This window comes from Shewanella pneumatophori, from assembly GCF_023283895.1.
GTDB lineage: Bacteria > Pseudomonadota > Gammaproteobacteria > Enterobacterales > Shewanellaceae > Shewanella > Shewanella pneumatophori.
Genome location: NZ_JAKILB010000001.1, coordinates 385,674 through 405,431 on the forward strand (window position 1 = coordinate 385,674; position 19,758 = coordinate 405,431).

Sequence of the window (19,758 nt, forward strand, 5' to 3'; positions counted from 1 at the left end):
AATTGAATCAAAGCGCATTTATTAACAATTGATGGAAGAGTAAAAAGGAGTTTAGTGTTGAGAAAGCACCTTTTAATTACTGGCGCAAATAGAGGTATCGGCCTTACGTTTGTAAAAGCCTATTTGTCGGCGGGTTGGCAAGTGACAGCCTGCTGCCGGTCGCCAAATGATGCCGACAAGTTACTATCACTTAAGTCCGTTTATCAAAAGCTTACCATTGTGAAGTTGGATTTGGATGAGCTTGATAACATAAGCCTTGATTCGCTTAATTTGCCTGAAGAGTCATTTGATCTAGTGATTCATAACGCTGGTTACTATGGTCCGAAAGGCGTTAGCTTTGGTCAGGTAAACCTTGGAGAGTGGCGCAAAGTGTTAGAGATAAATACACTTGGGCCTTTGTTTATCACTAACTTACTTTATCCGAAGCTCAATCTTACACAAGGTTGCACTTTAGCATTTATCTCGTCTAAAGTGGGGAGCATGGCGGATAATGGCAGCGGTGGTGGCTATTACTACCGGTCTTCTAAGGCTGCGTTAAACGCCGTAGTGAAAAGTTTATCCATTGATTTAGCCACTGACGGCGTAAAATCGGTTGCTTTGCATCCAGGGTGGGTATTAACAGACATGGGCGGTCCTAATGCTCTTATTGATACTGAAACATCAGTGCAAGGAATGATGCAGGTCATAGATAAGCTATCTTTTGAACAAAGCGGCAGTTTTATCGACTACCAAGGTAAGACGATTCCTTGGTAACTGTACTAGTATTATTAGAGTTGATTTTTGGTAGACAAAAATGAGCAATCCCAAATAGACTTTCACCTTGAATATTTGGCTTAATTTTGCACAAACTTTCGTAGTTTCAATATTTTTGGTAGGCTAAATCTCAAGCTGTTTTCATTGTGCTGTCAGACGTTTATACGTCTAAAAAATGACGACAGAGGTCTCAGTTTTCAGGATTTTAGGCAAAATCCTATCCGTTTGTAGAAAATAACTAAAATTTAGTTTGCATCTGCTGAAAAAAGGAGTACTTTCGCGCTCCTTAATTTAACTTAACTGGAAGAATTGTAATGAGCGACAATAAGTTTATTATCGGAAGTGAAGAGTGGTGTGCATTCCCTGCTCTTGGTGTTCCTGCAATTAAAGCTAGAGTAGACTCTGGCGCCAGAACATCATCAATCCATGCCGTCAATATCCGTCCTTTTAAAAGAGAAGGGGAGCCATGGGTTTCATTTGAACTTCACCCGATACAAAACAGTCGCAAGATCATTCTAAAATGTGAAAGCAAGGTTGTTGACCGCCGTAATGTTAAAAGCTCAAACGGTGAGTCTGAAAAGCGTTATGTGATTGCCTCTGTTATTCAATTAGGTGGTCATGCTTGGGAAGTTGAACTTACGCTGACTAATCGCGATAGCATGGGATACCGTATGCTTCTCGGTCGTGAAGCAATGAGCAACAAGACCTTAGTCGATCCATCTGAGTCTTTCTGTTTAGGTGAGCAAAACGATAATGAAGTCGAAGCTCTATATGGCGTTAAAAAGGCGAAGAAGAGCGGTCTTAAGATCGGTCTACTAGCTAGTAACCCAGACTTATACAGTAACCAACGCATCATCGAAGCCGGTGAGCAGCGTGGCCATGAAATGGTATTTTTAAATATCAGCCAGTGTTACTTAAAGTTAGATGCATCTTCTCCGGAAGTTCATTACCGTGGCGGTACAGTGTTGAACGACGTGGATGCCGTTATCCCACGTATTAGACCAAGTATGACTTTCTACGGCTGTGCATTAACGCGTCACTTTGAAAGTTTAAACATTGAAGCATTAAACACTTCTGATGCAATCACTCGCTCGAGAGACAAGTTGTTCTCTTTACAGTTATTGCAAAAGAACAACCTTGATATTCCAACAAGTGGTTTTGCTAACTCACCTGTTGATACCAAAGATCTAATCGATATGGTTGGCGGCGCGCCACTTATCGTTAAGTTACTTGAAGGTACTCAAGGTAAAGGTGTTGTTCTTGCAGAGACAACTAAAGCTGCTGAAAGTGTTATTAACGCATTTAAATCATTACGCGTTAACCTACTTGTGCAAGAGTTCATTAAAGAAGCCCAAGGTAAGGACTTACGCTGTTTTGTGATCGACGGTAAGGTTGTTGCGTCAATCGAGCGTACAGCGGCTCCTGGCGAGTTTAGAGCAAACATTCACATGGGGGGTAGCGCATCAATTGTGTCTGTAAGTGCTGCTGAAAGACAATTGGCGATAAAAGCTGCAAAAACTATGGGTCTACGTGTTGCTGGTGTTGACATTATTCGTTCAAGCCGTGGTCCATTGTTACTTGAGATCAACTCTTCTCCTGGATTAGAAGGTATCGAGTCAGCTACTGGTATCGACATTGCAGGCGCGATGATCGAATCAATTGAAAAGAAATTAGGCTGGACAGCTGAAGCTTAAACCTAATAAGTAACACTGATAATAAAAAGCGCTTGGTTTTATTCATAACCAAGCGCTTTTTTTACGCAGAAATTCTGCCGTCGAACATAATTACGAGTGATCATTTTTACTCAAAAGCGCTGATGTGCTATTTTTAAGCCTTAGTTTTTTGGCTTTGGAGGAAATAGTGAAAAGCAACGTGGATAAAATGTTAGTTAAACACGACCAACTCATCCATTCTGAAGGAGTCAAAGTCTGCTCACACACCCAAAGAATGAAAGATGATTGGGTGCTGCATACCGTTATGATAGATAACTGCGATACGCCATTTACCTTTAAACGAACCAAAAAATATAAAAGCTTATCAGGCGCTAGTGTCAATATGACATATTACGCAGATAAACAAGGTATTGCGGGATTTGAAATGGATATCTTTAAAGTGGTGAGGATCAAGCGCAGTTAGCCTTACTCTTATTTACGTGTAATGCCTCAGACTTTCTAGCCTTAAACTTCTTATTTAAAGCCTTTATTTAGCTTTAACCATTAGTGACCACATAAAGCCAGTAGCAAAGAACTTGGCTGTTGGCTCACTTTACTAGGCTGTACACTAAATAGATTTTATACGACGCTAGCAACGGCCTGTTGTTTGATCATCTAGGGCCTGCTTGATTGTTGCAAATGCCTGAATTAGTCGCTACAAGTTGTAATACCAATCAGTATAAAAACTTGAATACTCATAAATTAAAGATTTCGCCGAATTACAAAACTCCACTTTCTAATGACTCAAAACACTAACACTGATAACCAGAAAAATTAGCGCTCCGAGCGAACTAAGTAGAATCTCTTACTTATAAGTTTGTCAAATTTTTAGTTAAAATTAATACCTTTGATTGAACCGAACTGTAAATCGGCGCTTTCGATGGTTCAATTTTGGTAATAATGGTATTTTTAGACGTTCAACGAATTCACAAAGGATCTGTATTTCGTGGCTTTAATTAGCGAAGATCAGCAAAATTATAATGTTAGCTGTATGCGTCTAGAACGATGTGCGCGTTTAATGATTTGCTTGAGCTTATTGTGTTGTTTTTTTTGCAGTACATTTTCCTTGGCAGATGAATCGAATTCAAATCCTCCCAATACATCTCTCTCTTTAGTTGTAGCTAACTCTAAGGCGTGGAAACCTTTTTCCTATATCGATGATAATGGACAGCCTAGTGGGTTGCTTATCGATTTGTGGAATGAATTTGGTAAGGCAAACCATATTAAAATTACATTTCTACTGACAGACTGGGAGGACTCTATTGATCTTGTAAGAGAGGGCAAAGCCGATGTTCACGCCGGTTTATTATGGTCTAGCCAACGTTCCGCATTTTTTGATTTTGGCAATAATTTAGCCAAACTAGATGGTCAGCTTTTTGTTAATAAGTCGCTGCTAAACCTTGATATTGACACTATCTTAGAAACAGAAGCGCTAGGCGTAATAAAAGGCAGTTATGAAGATAGTTTTATTCAAGGAGCGCATCCAGATGCAACGCTCGAACGTTTTGATAACAATGAGCAAATGGTTAGCGCAGCACTCAAAAATAAAATTAATGTGTTTATTGCAGACTTTCAAGTTGCAAATTTCTACCTTTACACCGCGAAAAAACAAAACGCATTTTCGCCGATTCAACATCTATACACAGCATCTGTGAAGCCGGCGGTTGCAAAAGGTAACTCCCATCTATTGGACTTTATAAAGTCTGGTTTTAACAAAGTAGACAATGCAACTTTTGATAGAGTCCAACGTAAATGGCTACATGTAGAGACTGTTTATCCAAGCTACCTTTTACCTTTGATGGTAGTTACAGCGCTAAGCATGGTTTCAGTCTACATTTTTCAGTTAAAACGCACAGTGTCACATAGAACCCGCGAGCTAAATAAAGCCAATCAAGAGCTAAAACTGCTTGCTGGCAGTGATCCGTTAACCGGAATTGCTAATCGCCGTTTCTATATGAACGAGTTGGAACAACAAATTTCAGCTAAAAAAGGCAGTCTAACCTTACTCATTTTTGATGTAGATAAATTTAAAACTGTAAATGATGAGTATGGCCACCATATAGGTGATCAAGTATTACAAGCCGTAGTTTATCGAGTAAATAGCGTATTAAGCAGTAGTGGGACATTTGGCCGTATTGGTGGCGAAGAGTTTAGTATATTTGATGTTGGCCTTAGTCTTAGTCAGGCTAAACGCTTAGCAAGTCAGATACAAAACCATATTTCAGCAACGAAATTTCAAACTGATATTGGTGAAATAGCGATTAGCGTAAGTCTAGGCGGAGTCCATAGTGATGTTTTATGTGTTGGCAGCTCAACATTAATGCAGCAAGCAGATCTGTTGATGTATAAAGCAAAACAGCAGGGACGTAACCGTTGTGAGTTTGAAACGCTCAAAACGGCCCAAACGTCAGCAATGAATCTTTAACTTTCACCCACAAAAAAGCCCAGTATAAACTGGGCTTTTTCAAATGGTGCTAATTACTTAGCGTTCATTAATGCAACCGCGTTATCAAGCATACGGTTACTGAAGCCCCATTCGTTGTCATACCAAGCCATAACTTTAACTAGACGACCATTTACACGAGTTTGTGTCGCGTCGAAGTTAGAAGAGAAAGCATTGTGGTTAAAATCGATAGATACTAAAGGCTCGTGGTTAACAGCTAGCACTTCGCTCAGTGGTGCAACAGATGCTGCTTTTTCGATAATAGCGTTAATTTCTTCAACGCTTGTATCACGTGCAGCAACAAACGATAAATCCACTAGAGACACGTTTACTGTTGGAACGCGAACGGCTAAACCGTCAAATTTACCCGCTAACTCAGGAACAACTAAGCCCACAGCAGCAGCTGCGCCAGTTTGAGTTGGGATCATAGACATTGCTGCAGCACGAGCGCGGCGTAGGTCAGTGTGGTATACGTCAGATAAACGCTGATCGTTAGTGTATGCGTGGATCGTGGTCATAAGACCAGATTCGATACCGATTTCATCGTTTAGTGGCTTAGCGAAAGGCGCTAAACAGTTAGTAGTACAAGACGCGTTAGAGATAACAGTCATGTCACTAGTAATTAGATCGTTGTTTACACCGTATACAACGGTTGCATCAACATTTTTACCAGGAGCAGAAATAATAACTTTCTTAGCACCGGCATCTAAATGCGATTGCACAGATTCTTTAGAAGTGAAAATACCTGTACATTCAAATACGATATCTACTTCTAGTTCTTTCCAAGGTAATTTAGAAGGATCACGCTCTTGGAAGGTAAGGATTTTATCTTCATTAACAAAAATTGCGTCATCAGCGTGTTCAACTTTAGCGTTGAAGCGGCCATGTACAGAGTCATATTTGGTTAAGTGGGCATTGATTGATGCGTCACCTAAATCGTTAAGTGCAACAATCTTAATAGGATAGTTCTTTTCGCTTTCATATAGAGCACGTAGAACATTGCGGCCGATACGGCCATAGCCGTTAATTGCAACTCGGATAGTCATCTCATATCCCTCTGGTAAATGTTTAAATAGAATCTGGTAGTAAAATTACCAAATTGACAGCCTTCGTCAAGTTTTATCGGTGATAAAAGCCTATTTACTGCAATAAATTAAGTAATTTTTTTACACATATCGCGAATTTACGCAAATATTCGCAAATTTCATAAAACAAATACTGCTTACCAAATGTTTGCGTAAAACAGTTTTAATTTATCCTGCGTGGTTTGTTTCTTTATCCAGCAACATTTTTAGCTTACTTTGCTGATAATTTCCAGAAACCAATAGCTGAGCAAGCTCATTTGCGTCTTTATCAAGATCTAGCTGTAATGCTTTATTACCCTTCAGTAACGCTAACATATGCGACTGGGTGTATTTAGCATCGGTCATCACAATATTGGTCATCGACAACCAGTACTCCACTTCTGGTTTGTTTTCGTTGCGGTAGAGTGTTGCAAGCGCAAGTAACCAATCAGGTTTGAAGTTTTCTTTATTACTGCTATTAAGCACTTGTGCATATAAAGACTTGGACTTTTCAGGATTACTTCTAAGGTAATACGCCGCAAGTTGTGCTAATAGTTCTACATCGTTAATTAGCCCCGCCTTTTCTGCGGCAAAAAATACATTCCCAGCATTTACATCATTAAAGCGTGACCAATGATAATAGGCGAGGTGAGGGTCTTGACTATTTTTGGTGGTTTGCTGAAGCTCAAATAATGACTGTGAACTCAGGCCAAAAGCTCTTGCTCTGTCATTAGTGCGCTCAGGATGTAAGATATGCTGAACACCTGCTGCCAATTCGACACACTTATTGTAATCTTCCAAATACACAAGCTGGTCAAATATTAGCTTGCCCGAAGGTGTTGGAGTGCTTTTTAGCTTATAGCGATTGCGAATTAAGTCGCCTTTTTCAAATCTACACCAACTATCTTTATGCAAATCGGCACAAAGTTCAGGATTTTTGTTACAAATAACCTGAGTATTTGAAGGGCCTTCACAGCCTAAAAGGCCAAAAAAACCGACAAATCCTAAAAATGATGTAAACATTACAAAATTTCTATTCAAACAAGACTCCTGACGCGATTTTCTCTAATAAAATTACATCGTTACAGAAAATTTCTGACTAGCCTGACAGCCAACTTTTCATTACAATGGCGCCGACCAAACGGGGAAAGACACCCTACATAACGTTAGATTATTGGTCTTTTCTTTTTGTTACTCAAACATTTCTGTATTTAAATCAGAAAAGTGAGATAAAGGATCTGTTAATGAGCGCTGATAAACACCTACAAAGTTGGCAAGAACGTTTCGAAATGGCTGAAGCTATGCAGCCGTTACTTGGTAAATTATACCGTAACCAAGGTGTAGAAGTCGTCGTCTATGGCAAGCCTCTGCTAAATGCTTCTACTATCGAAATCATTAAATCGCACCGTTTAGTGCGTCGCCATGTTGGTGAGAAACTGAGATTACGTGAAAGCTTCCCATTTGTAGAGGCTTTGAGTAAGTTAGCGGTAAAACAGTGTAAAGTCGATATCGGCAAACTAGCTGTTAATTACTGGCGCGAATACCAAGATGCAAGCCAAATCGAAGCTTATATGAGCCGTGAGCTTGCTGATGCAATCAGCCATGAAGATACCGAAGAAGCAAGAGATGTAGTGTTATACGGCTTTGGCCGTATCGGACGTCTTTTAGCCCGCCTTCTTATTGAAAGAACCGGCGTAAGCAACAAATTAAGACTGCGCGCGATTGTATTACGCGGCGGCCGTAAAGGTGATTTAGAAAAACGTGCAAGTTTACTTCGTCGTGACTCTGTTCATGGTCCATTCAATGGCTCTGTTGAAGTAGATGAAGAAAACAATGCAATTATCGCCAACGGTACTTATATCCAAGTGATCTATGCTAATTCTCCAGATGAAGTCGATTACACTAAGTTTGGCATTTCAAATGCACTCGTTGTAGATAACACGGGTATTTGGAAAGACGAAGATGGTTTAGGTCTACACCTTAAATCACCTGGTGCAAGCAAAGTGCTACTTACTGCACCAGCTAAAGGTGCGATTAAGAACGTTGTTTACGGTGTAAACGAGTCTGACATCCTAGACGAAGATAAGATTGTATCTGCAGCAAGCTGTACGACAAACGCTATCACGCCAATTCTAAAAGCGGTTAATGATAAGTACGGTATCGTCAACGGTCACGTAGAAACAATTCACTCATATACCAATGACCAGAACCTGATCGATAACTATCATAGTGCTGACCGTCGTGGTCGTAGTGCACCATTGAACATGGTTATTACTGAAACCGGCGCAGCAAAAGCAGTATCAAAAGCACTACCTGTACTTGAAGGTAAGCTAACTGGTAACGCAATCCGTGTTCCTACACCAAATGTGTCTATGGCTATTATTAGCTTAAACCTAAATGGTGAAACCAATAAACACGAGATGAACGAATACCTAAAAGATATGGCACTTCAGTCAGATCTGCAAAATCAGATTGATTACACAGACTCTACTGAAATCGTATCTAGCGATTTAGTTGGTTCTCGTTACGCTGGCGTACTTGATTCACAAGCAACTATTGCTGAAGGCAACCGTACTATCCTTTATGTATGGTATGACAATGAATTTGGATATAGCTGTCAGGTTGTTGGTGTTATGCAGAAAATGCTTAACCTTAACTACCAATCATTACCTATTGGCTAATTGCATAGCTAATTACGGTAGATAACTATTACGCTAAACGCCTCTTAAACTAAGAGGCGTTTTTTTATGTCTGCTAGATAGGTAAGGGCAGCTGCAAAACTGCTATCAATAGTGAACAAAACTAAAGTATCAATATATAAAAACAAGATTGTGGCTGCTGAGATTGTTTAACTTGAGGCACTTTGACTAACAGGTATGCGTGCTGTAATCGGCGTTTTAAAACATTCTATAAGGAAAACTAGCATTAATGAGTTCCAGATCAGAACAAGATATGAGCAATGTAGGCCAATATTATTATTTTTGATGAATTTAACATCAAACAGTCATAAAAATGTTTTTCTGCGATTGACTATGATGGGTAAATCGGTAGAATGCCATTCCGTAGTCAAGGGGAAGCGAATTACGCATCGACTTGACTACAGATTAAATTGAAATGCGACATTAGCTCAGTTGGTAGAGCGATACCTTGCCAAGGTATAGGTCATCGGTTCGAACCCGATATGTCGCTCCAATTTAATAAAGTGGCGCGATGGCAGAATGGCTATGCTGCGGATTGCAAATCCGTCGATCTCGGTTCGACTCCGGGTCGCGCCTCCATAATTCTTTAAGAGTTATGATGAAAAGAACAAGAATTTGGTGAGTTTACTTTTAGCTTTTATAAGCGAATGAGAGTAAGCAGTATTGAAACCGACAATGCGTATCATCAAAGCCAAAGAGTTTGCCCGTGTGGTGGAATCGGTAGACACAAGGGATTTAAAATCCCTCGCTGAATAAGCGTGCCAGTTCAAGTCTGGCCACGGGTACCATCATTAAAGCCTCCGCATAAGCGGGGGCTTTTTTGTATTTACGCCTAAGACAAATATACAAGGGATTGCTTTTAATAAGAGCGGCCTCGTTAAATAAGGCATCTAAGTTCAAATCTGGCGATGGGGATCATCTTCATCTAGAAGATGTAATCAAACCAGCCATCGAGCTGGATTTTTACGTCTTAAATTTAACGTAACTTAAATCCCTCGCGCTCTTCATTGACATAGTGCGTGCCTGCTGCAACCTGGTCACGGGTACATCATTAAAGCCTCCACATATGCTGGGCTTTTTTGTATCTAAGATTTGTGACTGTCTGAGCCATAGGGTATTTGTTAAACAATAATCGGGCTGTATTCAAGTTTGTATCAGGCTCCATAGATACCTTGTCGAACTCAGATTATCTATTGACCCATGCCTAACCGTCTATTGTCAGAGGCTAGTGTTAAAAACTAGTGTAAAAGGCTATTGGATTTGCAGGGCGCGGTGAAAAAGGTCACCTAAAAATAGTCCCGCTTATAAAAATCAAATGCAGTTGTAATTTGATTCTCAGATTGATATTTAGCATATTAAAAATTGTTCAAACTATTTCATAAGGGTTAATAGAGTTTTTCGCCAGAGTAAGTGGCGGAAAGCTCGGTTAGTCCGAATTATCGTTAATACTGCAAAAATTTTCGCTAAGGCATTTTTCTACCATTCAGCGCGACTAGTGCGATATTTAAGCTGCAATTGGCTATATATCACCTTGTTAGATCGTGTTTTAACCAGTTGAATAAAAACATTTAATTTATTATTGACTGAGATTTTAATTCAGGTAAAGTGTGCCTCGTTCCCAAGAGATGGGAAACAAAACGGCGCGATGGCAGAATGGCTATGCTGCGGATTGCAAATCCGTCGATCTCGGTTCGACTCCGGGTCGCGCCTCCATAATTCTTTAAGAGTTATGACGAAAAGAATAAGAGTTTGGTGAGTTTACATATTAGCTTTAATCATAAGCGAGTGATAGTAAGCAGTATTGATACCGACAATACGTATCATCAAAATCAAAGAGTTTGCCCGTGTGGTGGAATCGGTAGACACAAGGGATTTAAAATCCCTCGCTGAATAAGCGTGCCAGTTCAAGTCTGGCCACGGGTACCATCATTAAAGCCTCCGCATAAGCGGGGGCTTTTTTGTATTTACGCCTATGACAAATATACAAGGGATTGCTTTTAATAAGAGCGGCCTCGTTAAATAAGGCATCTAAGTTCAAATCTGCCACAGGTATCATCTTCATTTAGAAGATGTAATCAAACCAGCCATCTAGCTGGTTTTTTACGTCTTAAATTTAAAGCAATTTAAATCCCTCGCGCTCTTCATTGACATAGTGCGTGCCTGTTGAAATCTGGCCACGGGTACCATCATTAAAGCCTCCGCATAAGCGGGGGCTTTTTTGTATTTACGCCTATGACAAATATACAAGGGATTACTTTTAATAAGATTGGCTTCGTTAAATAAAGTATCTAAGTCTAGGTGTGTCCAAGGGTACCATTATCATCTAAACCATTGTTGTTTCGGTTAAGAGTGAGGAATTAGCGGCGAGCTCTATCACTTCATGAATCAAGTTGGAGGAAACTGTTCTAAGCAATAACTGCTGGCGCTTTAATCGCAGTGCTCTTTGTTTTACTATCAAAAATAACGCCCTCAAAAGAGGGCGTTATTTTTGTTACTTTAAATACATTTCGCTGGTTTTGGTAAGCCGGCAATTTTCGTGGCCTGCTTTGCGGGACCGACTGGAAAGAGCGTGTAAAGATATTTAGAGTTACCTTTATCTTCCCCCAACTTTTGCCCGATCGCTTTGACTAATACGCGTATTGCAGGGCTAGTTTTGAACTCAAGGTAAAACTCACGCACAAAGTTAACCACTTCCCAGTGAGCGTCTGTCAGGGTAATGTTTTCTTCTGCAGCAATCACAGGCGCCAATTCAGGACTCCAATCGCTCACAGATTTTAAATATCCCTGATGATCTGTTTCTATTTGTATACCGTTAAACTCAATCATATTACCAACTAATTACTTTATCGTACTTAAGACTCAGTGTTACAAAATCACTGTAGTTCACTTGTTCAATCTCTTTTACAAACCGCTGTAGCCCGCGCGCGGCTATATCTTCTTTTGAAACGTAAACAGTATAACCTGTAAGTCGCTGCATAATTTCAACTTTAAGTAAGCAATTGACCGCATTACCCGATAGCAAAATACAATCGTCTTTGCGTACGTAGCGCAAGCAAGTTGTCAATGCAAGGCTTTGGGCTGGTGATTCTTTAATAAGATGTAAGATCATTAGAAAACCATTACCTCATCAACTTGATTTAAATGCTCTGCGACTTCATCGCTCGTTGCAACCAAGGTAGAGATCCGCAACTCCTCGTGACTTAACCCAAGTTCTAGTAACGAATCCTGGCAAACTAGTACCGTGTCAATATCATACAAAGGCAGGGCACCTAAGGTAGATATGTAATCTTTACAACCAATAGATTCAGGATCTTGATTTTTAAGTAAGGTGAGTACGGCTTCTCCGGTAAAGAGTAAGCTAACTTCTTGTTCGAAACTTGCGCTTAATAACGCAAAATCTAAGCCCTCACGCCCATGAGCTGTGCCATGAGGTGCTTGCTTAAATACAATACACAGTTTTTTCATAATGACTCGAAGATCTTAAAAACAAATAAGCCTATCAGCTTTCTCAATACCACTAACAAGCTCGCCTAAACCGCCCATGATAAACGGTGGCTGCATGTTCCAATGTTGCTGCTGATATTCTTTAGCTTCAGACTCAGAAAGCACTCCGCGGCGCAGCGCTGCAGAAACGCAGTTAACCAATGGCACACCGTGTTGTTGATGTAAATCCAGCCAAGCTTGTTGTAAATCAAACTCATCACTTGCAGGACTGTTAAGCATATTGGTGTTAAGTACACCGTCTTGATAAAAGAAAACCTTATCAATCGTGTGTCCGCTAGCTAATGCTTCCTTAGCGAACTGGTAGGCACTAAAACTTGCACTATTGCCATAAGGCGCGGAGTTAACCTGAATTATAAATTTGCTCATGGTAAAAAAAATGGCCCTTTAATAGGACCATTTTAACTCAATTAAATTTAATTGGTATTAGTCATCGCCGCCAACGCCCATTAAATGCAGTAGGGCAACGAATAGATTTAAGAAATCTAGGTATAAAGCGATAGTCGCGCGGATATAGTTAGTTTCGCCACCATTTACGATTTTGCTTGTATCGTAAAGAATGAAGCCAGTCATTAGCAATGCGATACCAGCGTTAAGCGCCATAAATACCATGCCGTTACCAAGGAACAGGTTAACAAGCAAACCAACAACCATGATAACTAAACCGGCGATAAGGAAACCACGCATGAAAGAGAAGTCTTTCTTAGTCGTAACTGCGTAACCTGAAAGTGCAACGAAGATAACTGAAGTTAAACCTAGCGCTTGCATGATTAACTGTGGACCATTTGCCATGCCAGCGTAATGGTTAAGAATGTAACCCAGTGAAGCACCTTGCATACCTGTAAATGCAAATACCCAAAAAATACCGGCACTTGAATCAGCTTTTCTTAGGGTAACAAACAACAACACTAAGCTACCGATAGATAAACCAAGAGACATCATTGGGCTAATGGCCAGTGCCATTGCTAAACCCGCACACACTGCAGAGAACGCCAGTGTCATAGAAAGTAGCATGTACGTATTTTTTAGCAGTTTGTTTACCTCAACGGTAGTACTGCTATACGCGGTTTGTTGTGTCATATCTTTCATTTCTTTCTCCGAAGACAAATTTTCAAGCTATATAATTTGAGCACAAGTTACGTAAGGAGTTCCCGAAATCATTAAAACCGGTGCGATCCTTACCTTAAGTTATTGAATCATACCGTAGCTACACTTAGGTATAAAGCGCTTATCCGCCAAAAACAACTAAGTTAAACTAAGTTAATCCAACCAATCTTTATGTAATTTTTCACTATCACCTAAATAATCGAGCACCCAGGTCATCGCTGGCGAAGTATTCGCGGCGTTCCAAGCCAAGCAACAAGGACTGGTTTTGTTAGGTCGTTCGAGTTGTTTTTCTATTAATGCTCCGGTTTTGATAAACGGAAATGCAAAATGCGCCGGCATATATCCGACACCTAGGCCTTCACGAAAACAATTAATAGCTCGGATCCAATCAGGCACAACCAAGCGGCGTTGGTTTTCTAATAACCAAGTCATGCGTTTAGGGATCTCTCTGGAAGTGTCTTCCAAACAAATCGATGGGTATTGGCGAAGTTCATCATCGCTTAATGGTCTATCAATGTCGGCAAGCGGATGGTTTTTACCTACAAGAAAACACCACTCAATTTCGCCCATGTCTCTAAAGTGATAATCACCACCGACGGGGATGGCAGTTGTTGCGCCGATGGCAATATCGCTTCGTCCGGTAGCAATTGACTCCCACACGCCATTAAACACTTCAATGCGAATGATGAGCTCAACATTATCGAAAGTGCGGTAAAAATCAGCAATCAAATTACTGATTTTATCAGCTCGAACGATATTATCGAGTGCAATAGATAGAGTAGGTTGCCAGCCATTAGCAACGCGGATCGTATCAGCCCGCATAGCGTCAATGTCGGTCAATAAGGTTCTAGATTGCTTAACGAAATGTTCACCGGCGGGGGTTAAACTAACACTGCGATGATGCCTTACAAACAGCACCACACCTAGCTCTTCTTCAATTTGTTTAACGGCGTAGCTAACCGCAGAAGGGACCTTGTGTAATTTATTCGCTGCTGCGGTAAAACTACCAACTCGCGCCACCATATCGATAAGTTGTAATGATTGTTCTGAAAGCATACTCACGTCCTGCTGTGATTTTTTTTGATAGCTAATGTGAAAAATAAACGTTTCACAGTACTTTAGCAAGTGATTACACTGCGCTGCTTTATAAAAGCCTCGATTTAAATATTGACTGAAGAAATCAACGATGAATCTTAAATACTATATATTCCTTACCTATCTTGCGTTACTAAGCATGTTAGGTTTTATCGCAACTGACATGTACTTGCCTGCTTTCAAAGCAATTGAAGACACTATGGCTACTTCGCCATCGCAAGTTGCTATGTCGCTTACTTTCTTTTTAGCTGGCTTAGCGTTAGGTCAATTGCTTTATGGCCCGCTAGTTGAGCGCTTTGGTAAACGTAATTCACTGATCTTCGGTCTGGTGTTATTTGCTGCTGCTAGTTTCTCTCTTGCAGTAAGTGACTCAATTCTAGTATTCAATATTTCACGCTTTATTCAAGCATTAGGCGCGTGTTCTGCTGGTGTAATTTGGCAAGCAATTGTTATTGAGAAATATGATGCGTCAAAAGCGCAAGGCGTATTTTCTAATATTATGCCTCTTGTGGCTTTATCACCAGCTTTGGCTCCGATCCTAGGCGCTTTCATTCTCAAGTCTTTTGGCTGGGAAAGCATTTTTATTACATTAACCGGTTTAGCTGCGGTAATGATCTTGCTGACAGCTTGGTTTGTTCCAGCAGAAACAAAAGCGGTAAGTCACGACAAAAAAGAGATACGTTATTTCTCAATCCTAAAAAACACTAAATTTTTAGGTAATGTGATTATATTTGGCGCTTGTTCAGGTGCATTCTTTTCGTACCTAACTTTATGGCCAGTAGTAATGGAGCAACACGGTTTTGATGCTACAGCAATCGGACTAAGCTTTATTCCACAAACCATCACGTTCATTTTAGGTGGCTATGCGAGCAAGATCCTTATTCGTAAACTTGGATCTGAGAAAACACTTAAGGTTTTATTGTCAGTGTTTGGTACCTGTGCAATGTCTATCGCTGTAGTGACAATTGTATTCCAAGGCTTAAGTATCTTCCCATTGCTAACAATATTCTCCGTATTGGCTGCATGTAGTGGTGGTATTTACCCAATTGTTGTCAACGGCGCACTGCAGGAGTTTCCTGAGAACGCAGCAAAAGCGGCAGGATTACAGAACTTCTTGCAGATCAGCTTATCTTTTGGTGCTTCAAGCCTAGTGGCGATGTGGGCAACAAGTGGTGAAGTTGCTATTGGTTGGGGGATCATGATCTGCTCATTCATCGTATTTATGGGCTTTAAACTACGCAACTATAAAACCTGGAATGAAGTGAGTGAAGAAATTGTGATTCCAGATCCTGCACGTATTGCAATCAATCAGGACGAGAAATAGGCTAACAGGTCTAATCTTAGTCAAAGAGATAATTTAATAACGTTATCTCTTTACAAGCACTCAAGAGCGCTATATTATTCGCGGCGTTCGGAGAGATGGCAGAGTGGTCGAATGCACCGGTCTTGAAAACCGGCATGGGTTTATAGCCCATCTAGGGTTCAAATCCCTATCTCTCCGCCATATTCAAAAAATCCCGTTATCGCAAGATAACGGGATTTTTGCTATCTAGAGTTCAGCGACTGAACCAGAGGGTTCCTGTTAGTTAAAGTCTGCTATCTCTCCCCAATTTTAAGAAAAGCCCTTAGCAGAAATGTTAGGGGCTTTTTCGTAAGTATAACCTTATGGGTTTATAGGGCTGATATGTAGGGGCAAATCCCTAACTCTGCAGCATATTAAGATAAGGGGCGACTCAAAAAAGTCGCGATTTTTGTATGCTAGCTTCTCGCCGGTAATTATAAACTCTAAGCCTACCGCCTCTATTATTTAGTTAACAACCGCTATTCTTTGCCTTTTTTAAAATCTATCTATAAAGCCGAGCGTTGATTTTCAAATATTTATATAAACTTATTCTCTTAGCTAGACTATAGAAGCTTAAGCGAATTAGTTTTATTGTCTACGCTTAGCAAATACCAATTAAGCGGGTTTTAAAATGCATAAGACGATATTAGTTACTGGCGCGACTGACGGCATTGGTTTAGTAACAGTAAAAATGCTAGCAGAATTAGGGCATTCTTTAATTATTCATGGACGTACGCCAAGTAAAGTAGAGGCTGTAGCAAATGAAATCGAACAAGCTTATAAAGTGAATGTAGCGACAATCGTTGCGGATCTATCAAGTTTAAGTGCCGTCCATAATATGGTGGCAGAGCTAAAGCAGCGTTTTAACTCCATAGATGTTGTGATTAATAATGCGGGCGTTTATGCAGTAAGCGACACGATAACTGCTGACAATTTAGATGTTAGATTCGCCGTTAACACAGTTGCTGCTTATATTCTTACTAAAGATTTACTGCCATTAATTGCGGACGATGGCCGTATCGTAAACTTGTCTTCAGCAGCTCAGGCAAGTGTTGACCTTACCGCGTTAAAAGGCGACAAACCGCTAGCTGATGGTCAGGCATATGCACAAAGTAAATTGGCGCTTACGATGTTTTCTCGATCATTAGGCTTGCTAGAGCAGCAGAAGGGCACTGATAAAGTCATAGTCTCGATTAATCCTAAATCATTACTTGGCAGTAAGATGGTAAAAACCGCATACGGTATTACTGGAGGCGACTTATCAATTGGCGCAGACATTCTGCTCCGTGCGGCATTATCTGATGAATTCTTGTCAGCAGCTGGGCAGTATTTTGATAACGATATAGGTGCATTTGGATCTCCTCATCCAGATGCCCTTAATACGGTGAAAGTAGAGCAAGTGGTCGAGACAATAGAGTCTGTGATTGCTGCTAACGCAGCTATTAACTGATTAATTAGCATAAACAGTAAAGCGAGTTTGCATAGTGTGTGAAAGCAGTATTGAACTCAACCAACTAAAAGCTCGCTACTTCAGCTGGCTTTTTTCGTTTTATTCTCTAGCCTCAAACTCGTAAGCGCCGAATTAACAAAACTTGGAGTAACTAAGGCGTCTAGCGGTTAGACAGCTAGTATTCATGCCAACAATAACGACAACACCGACTACCAAATCATTTTCAATATTAAATCCACGATAGTGTCTGCACACTGACCATTTTATATTTTTTATTAAAAATGTATCTTCAAATCCGAGTATTATCAAATTTAAACTAACTGTTAGACTGTAAATACTGAATCGAAGCTAAGCATTCTAAGTACGTTAGTACTCGCAACAGCTTTATTAATATTCACTTGTTAACGTGAGAACAAACAAATGAACTACCAAGGAAAAGTGTATCGCCCTTGGCCTGAGGCGAGAAGCATACTTATTCAAACAACATTAGGCTGTAGTGTTAATACCTGTACGTTTTGCAGCATGTTTGATGACAAACGCTTTAAAGTTAGAGATCTAGAGGATGTATTCAAAGATATCGATCAACTAAGGATCTATTATCCACACGTAGATTCGATATTTCTAATCGACGGTAATGTTATGGCTGCGCGCACTGATTATTTGTTAAAGCTGTTTGATAAGCTCAATACTACATTCCCTGAGTGCACTAAGATCTCTATGTACAGCGGCTTAAACGACTTTAGACGTAAGTCGATTAACGAGTTAAAAGAGATCAAAGATGCTGGTCTAACTATGGCTTATTCTGGATTAGAATCAGGCGACCGCTTGGTACTTGATAAAATCAAGAAGAACATGAGCCCAGAGCAGGCTATTAAAGGTATGGAAATGGCGAAAGAGGCAGGCATACAAACTCTGTTATCTTTTATATTTGGTTTAGGTGGCAAAGAGCGTTCTAAGGAGCATATTGTTGCCACGACTGACATCTTAAACCAGATGCAACCAGATGAGATCGCACCGATGGCATTAGCTATTCAGCCAGGAACTGTACTTGAGCAAGAGGTAAAGCGCGGTGAGTTTATCATGCCGACGGAGCGACAGATCTTACAAGAGGAGCAATATCTGCTGAGTCATCTCGATTTTAATACCTTCTATTGGGGTGACCACGGTAATAACATTGTTTCACTTAAAGGCGGATTACCTCATTGCCAAGAAGGTTTTTTGAATAAGGTTAATTCAGCGATTGATCTACGAGCCAAAGCTGAAGATAGAGTTATTCAAACCTTCTCGTGGTAATTGTTTGCTAGCGCTTTTAACAGAAAATAATAGCTTGGATTAGCGCTCATACACCGCTTACAGTAACTAAACAATTTGTATGTTAACGGTAAGCGGCCGTTCATTAATTGATTGTGCTTAATTGCAAGCTTTAGCCGCTTTTAACTCAGTTTCCCAATAGGCTGGCTGTCCATAATATTGATTAAAAAAGTCGATAAATGCGCGCACTTTAGGTGCAATTAATCTAGAGCTTGGATAAACCGCCCATATCGATGCGTTTGAAGCAAATGGATAATCTGTTAATACCTCAACCAATTCACCGCTTATAAGTTGCTGATAAACACTCCATATAGAGTTTACCGACAACCCAAGACCGTCAACGGTTGCATCACGCATCGCATCACCGTTGTCAGTTCTAAAGCATCCTTTGGTTTTTATACTATAAGGGCCCTTATCTGTATCGAATACCCAAGTATCTAAATTCATCAAGTTTATACATTGATGATTAACCAGCTCTTCCGGTGTTGTTGGGACCCCATGTTGTTTTATATAAGCAGGTGATGCGCAGAGCACTCGTCTGTCAGAAGCAAGCTTGCGGGCAATCAATGATGAGTCTTTTAACTCGGCAATACGAATAGCCACATCAAAGCCGCCATCAACTAAATCAATGATTGTATCTGAAAAACGTAAATCGACTGTGAGATCAGGATATTGCTGCATAAAGCCTTTCAATGCTCTGACCATATGTAAGCGACCAAAAGAGGCGGGGGCAGTTACTCGTAAAGTACCACTAGGCGAAGAAAATCCTGCACCAACTGCAGCTCTTGCCGCTTCGGCTGTCGCTAATACTTCCAGTGCGTGGGGTAAAAATGATTCACCTTCTTGAGTCAGAGACACTTTTCGCGTGGTGCGATGTAACAAACGCACGCCTAAACTCTCTTCTAGTTTATTGATATGTACGCTGGCAACGGCAGGAGAAAGCCCTAATTCTTGACCAGCCATACTGATATTGTGAGTAGAAGCCAAACGTACAAACAGCTTTAGATGTTCTAGATTCATTTCAATTTTATACGTCATCTAAATAGTAGTTATAAAAATAAACTAATTTTCATTAAATACTAAGTAAAATTAAGCGTCTGAACGCATATTATCAACTTAAATTTGGCCTTGATTTTCGTAATGAGGACGAGGTAGCTAAGATCACCTACGATAGCTACCAACAACCTTTCGCAGCAATAGGTTAGTTCTAATGGGGGCAGATAGTAAAAGATCCACCTACTGAAGTTAGTGGTTTAGGGCTAAAAATAAAAAAGCCTGAGA

At 40.3% G+C, this 19,758-nt stretch carries 17 protein-coding genes, 6 tRNA genes and 1 pseudogene; 15 read left to right on the top strand and 9 right to left on the bottom strand.

The genetic code is table 11. The annotated features are described in order from the left end of the window. The first annotated feature begins 54 nt into the window (after positions 1-54). The 5 genes and pseudogenes from L2740_RS01670 (at position 55) to L2740_RS01690 (ending at position 4,890) form a co-directional block, all read left to right on the top strand. Positions 55-753: an SDR family oxidoreductase gene (locus tag L2740_RS01670; RefSeq protein WP_338056220.1), complete on the top strand. Its 699-nt coding sequence runs from the start codon at positions 55-57 to the stop codon at positions 751-753. Positions 754-1,067: 314 nt separating this feature from the next. After that, a pseudogene (locus tag L2740_RS01675) lies at positions 1,068-1,475 on the top strand (ATP-dependent zinc protease family protein); the annotation flags it as partial. Positions 1,476-1,559: 84 nt separating this feature from the next. Then, positions 1,560-2,447, top strand: a complete 888-nt coding sequence (gene rimK, locus L2740_RS01680; RefSeq protein WP_248470872.1) for a 30S ribosomal protein S6--L-glutamate ligase — start codon at positions 1,560-1,562, stop codon at positions 2,445-2,447. A gap of 166 nt (positions 2,448-2,613) precedes the next feature. After that, a complete protein-coding gene (locus tag L2740_RS01685) occupies positions 2,614-2,889 on the top strand; it encodes a hypothetical protein (protein WP_248948237.1) in 276 nt (91 codons plus the stop codon). A 642-nt stretch (positions 2,890-3,531) separates the two neighbouring features. Then, entirely contained in the window at positions 3,532-4,890 is a 1,359-nt protein-coding gene (locus L2740_RS01690) for a transporter substrate-binding domain-containing diguanylate cyclase (RefSeq protein WP_248948239.1), read from the top strand. A 53-nt stretch (positions 4,891-4,943) separates the two neighbouring features. On the opposite strand, the gene gap is transcribed toward L2740_RS01690, so the two are convergent. Together gap and L2740_RS01700 are read right to left on the bottom strand one after the other, a co-directional pair. Further along, a complete protein-coding gene (gap, locus tag L2740_RS01695; RefSeq protein WP_248948241.1) occupies positions 4,944-5,954 on the bottom strand; it encodes a type I glyceraldehyde-3-phosphate dehydrogenase in 1,011 nt (336 codons plus the stop codon). A gap of 207 nt (positions 5,955-6,161) precedes the next feature. Beyond that, positions 6,162-6,995 carry a DUF2989 domain-containing protein gene (locus L2740_RS01700; RefSeq protein ID WP_248948243.1) on the bottom strand — a complete coding sequence of 278 codons (834 nt, stop codon included), beginning with the start codon at positions 6,993-6,995 and terminating at the stop codon, positions 6,162-6,164. A 221-nt stretch (positions 6,996-7,216) separates the two neighbouring features. Between L2740_RS01700 and L2740_RS01705 the strand changes: the two genes are divergently transcribed. The 6 genes from L2740_RS01705 to L2740_RS01730 all read left to right on the top strand — a co-directional run bounded on the left by L2740_RS01705 (position 7,217) and on the right by L2740_RS01730 (position 10,597). After that, a complete protein-coding gene (locus tag L2740_RS01705) occupies positions 7,217-8,653 on the top strand; it encodes a glyceraldehyde-3-phosphate dehydrogenase (RefSeq protein ID WP_248470702.1) in 1,437 nt (478 codons plus the stop codon). A 435-nt stretch (positions 8,654-9,088) separates the two neighbouring features. Then, positions 9,089-9,164 (top strand) — tRNA-Gly (locus L2740_RS01710). A 12-nt stretch (positions 9,165-9,176) separates the two neighbouring features. Beyond that, positions 9,177-9,250 (top strand) — tRNA-Cys (locus L2740_RS01715). 123 nt (positions 9,251-9,373) lie between these two features. Then, positions 9,374-9,459 (top strand) — tRNA-Leu (locus L2740_RS01720). 851 nt (positions 9,460-10,310) lie between these two features. Next, positions 10,311-10,384, top strand: a tRNA-Cys gene (locus tag L2740_RS01725). 127 nt (positions 10,385-10,511) lie between these two features. After that, positions 10,512-10,597, top strand: a tRNA-Leu gene (locus L2740_RS01730). 570 nt (positions 10,598-11,167) lie between these two features. On the opposite strand, the gene L2740_RS01735 is transcribed toward L2740_RS01730, so the two are convergent. The 6 genes from L2740_RS01735 to punR form a co-directional block, all read right to left on the bottom strand. Further along, positions 11,168-11,497 (bottom strand): TusE/DsrC/DsvC family sulfur relay protein, encoded by a 330-nt coding sequence (locus L2740_RS01735; protein WP_248472288.1) that lies wholly within the window; start codon positions 11,495-11,497, stop codon positions 11,168-11,170. A gap of 1 nt (position 11,498) precedes the next feature. Continuing rightward, positions 11,499-11,780, bottom strand: coding sequence for a sulfurtransferase complex subunit TusB (gene tusB, locus L2740_RS01740; protein ID WP_248948245.1), 282 nt, complete (start codon positions 11,778-11,780; stop codon positions 11,499-11,501). Further along, on the bottom strand, positions 11,780-12,136 hold the full coding sequence (gene tusC / locus L2740_RS01745) for a sulfurtransferase complex subunit TusC (protein WP_248948246.1): 357 nt from the start codon (positions 12,134-12,136) through the stop codon (positions 11,780-11,782). The genes tusB and tusC overlap by 1 nt, the downstream gene beginning before the upstream one ends. A gap of 15 nt (positions 12,137-12,151) precedes the next feature. After that, positions 12,152-12,541: a sulfurtransferase complex subunit TusD gene (gene tusD / locus L2740_RS01750; RefSeq protein WP_248948248.1), complete on the bottom strand. Its 390-nt coding sequence runs from the start codon at positions 12,539-12,541 to the stop codon at positions 12,152-12,154. A 57-nt stretch (positions 12,542-12,598) separates the two neighbouring features. Next, positions 12,599-13,252, bottom strand: coding sequence for a Bax inhibitor-1/YccA family protein (locus L2740_RS01755; protein ID WP_248472291.1), 654 nt, complete (start codon positions 13,250-13,252; stop codon positions 12,599-12,601). 180 nt (positions 13,253-13,432) lie between these two features. Further along, entirely contained in the window at positions 13,433-14,335 is a 903-nt protein-coding gene (gene punR / locus L2740_RS01760) for a DNA-binding transcriptional activator PunR (protein WP_248472284.1), read from the bottom strand. Positions 14,336-14,465: 130 nt separating this feature from the next. Here punR and punC point away from each other — a divergent pair, with 130 nt between their 5' ends. From punC to L2740_RS01780, 4 genes are all read left to right on the top strand, one after another. Then, a complete protein-coding gene (gene punC, locus L2740_RS01765; protein ID WP_420833492.1) occupies positions 14,466-15,698 on the top strand; it encodes a purine nucleoside transporter PunC in 1,233 nt (410 codons plus the stop codon). Positions 15,699-15,787: 89 nt separating this feature from the next. Beyond that, a tRNA-Ser gene (locus L2740_RS01770) sits at positions 15,788-15,878 on the top strand. Positions 15,879-16,347: 469 nt separating this feature from the next. Beyond that, positions 16,348-17,166, top strand: coding sequence for an SDR family NAD(P)-dependent oxidoreductase (locus tag L2740_RS01775; protein ID WP_248948250.1), 819 nt, complete (start codon positions 16,348-16,350; stop codon positions 17,164-17,166). Positions 17,167-17,586: 420 nt separating this feature from the next. After that, positions 17,587-18,459: a B12-binding domain-containing radical SAM protein gene (locus L2740_RS01780; RefSeq protein ID WP_248948251.1), complete on the top strand. Its 873-nt coding sequence runs from the start codon at positions 17,587-17,589 to the stop codon at positions 18,457-18,459. A gap of 117 nt (positions 18,460-18,576) precedes the next feature. Here L2740_RS01780 and L2740_RS01785 read toward each other — a convergent pair whose 3' ends face one another. Continuing rightward, complete coding sequence (locus tag L2740_RS01785; protein WP_248948253.1) at positions 18,577-19,497, bottom strand: LysR family transcriptional regulator; 921 nt, start codon at positions 19,495-19,497, stop codon at positions 18,577-18,579. Between the last annotated feature and the right edge of the window lie 261 nt (positions 19,498-19,758).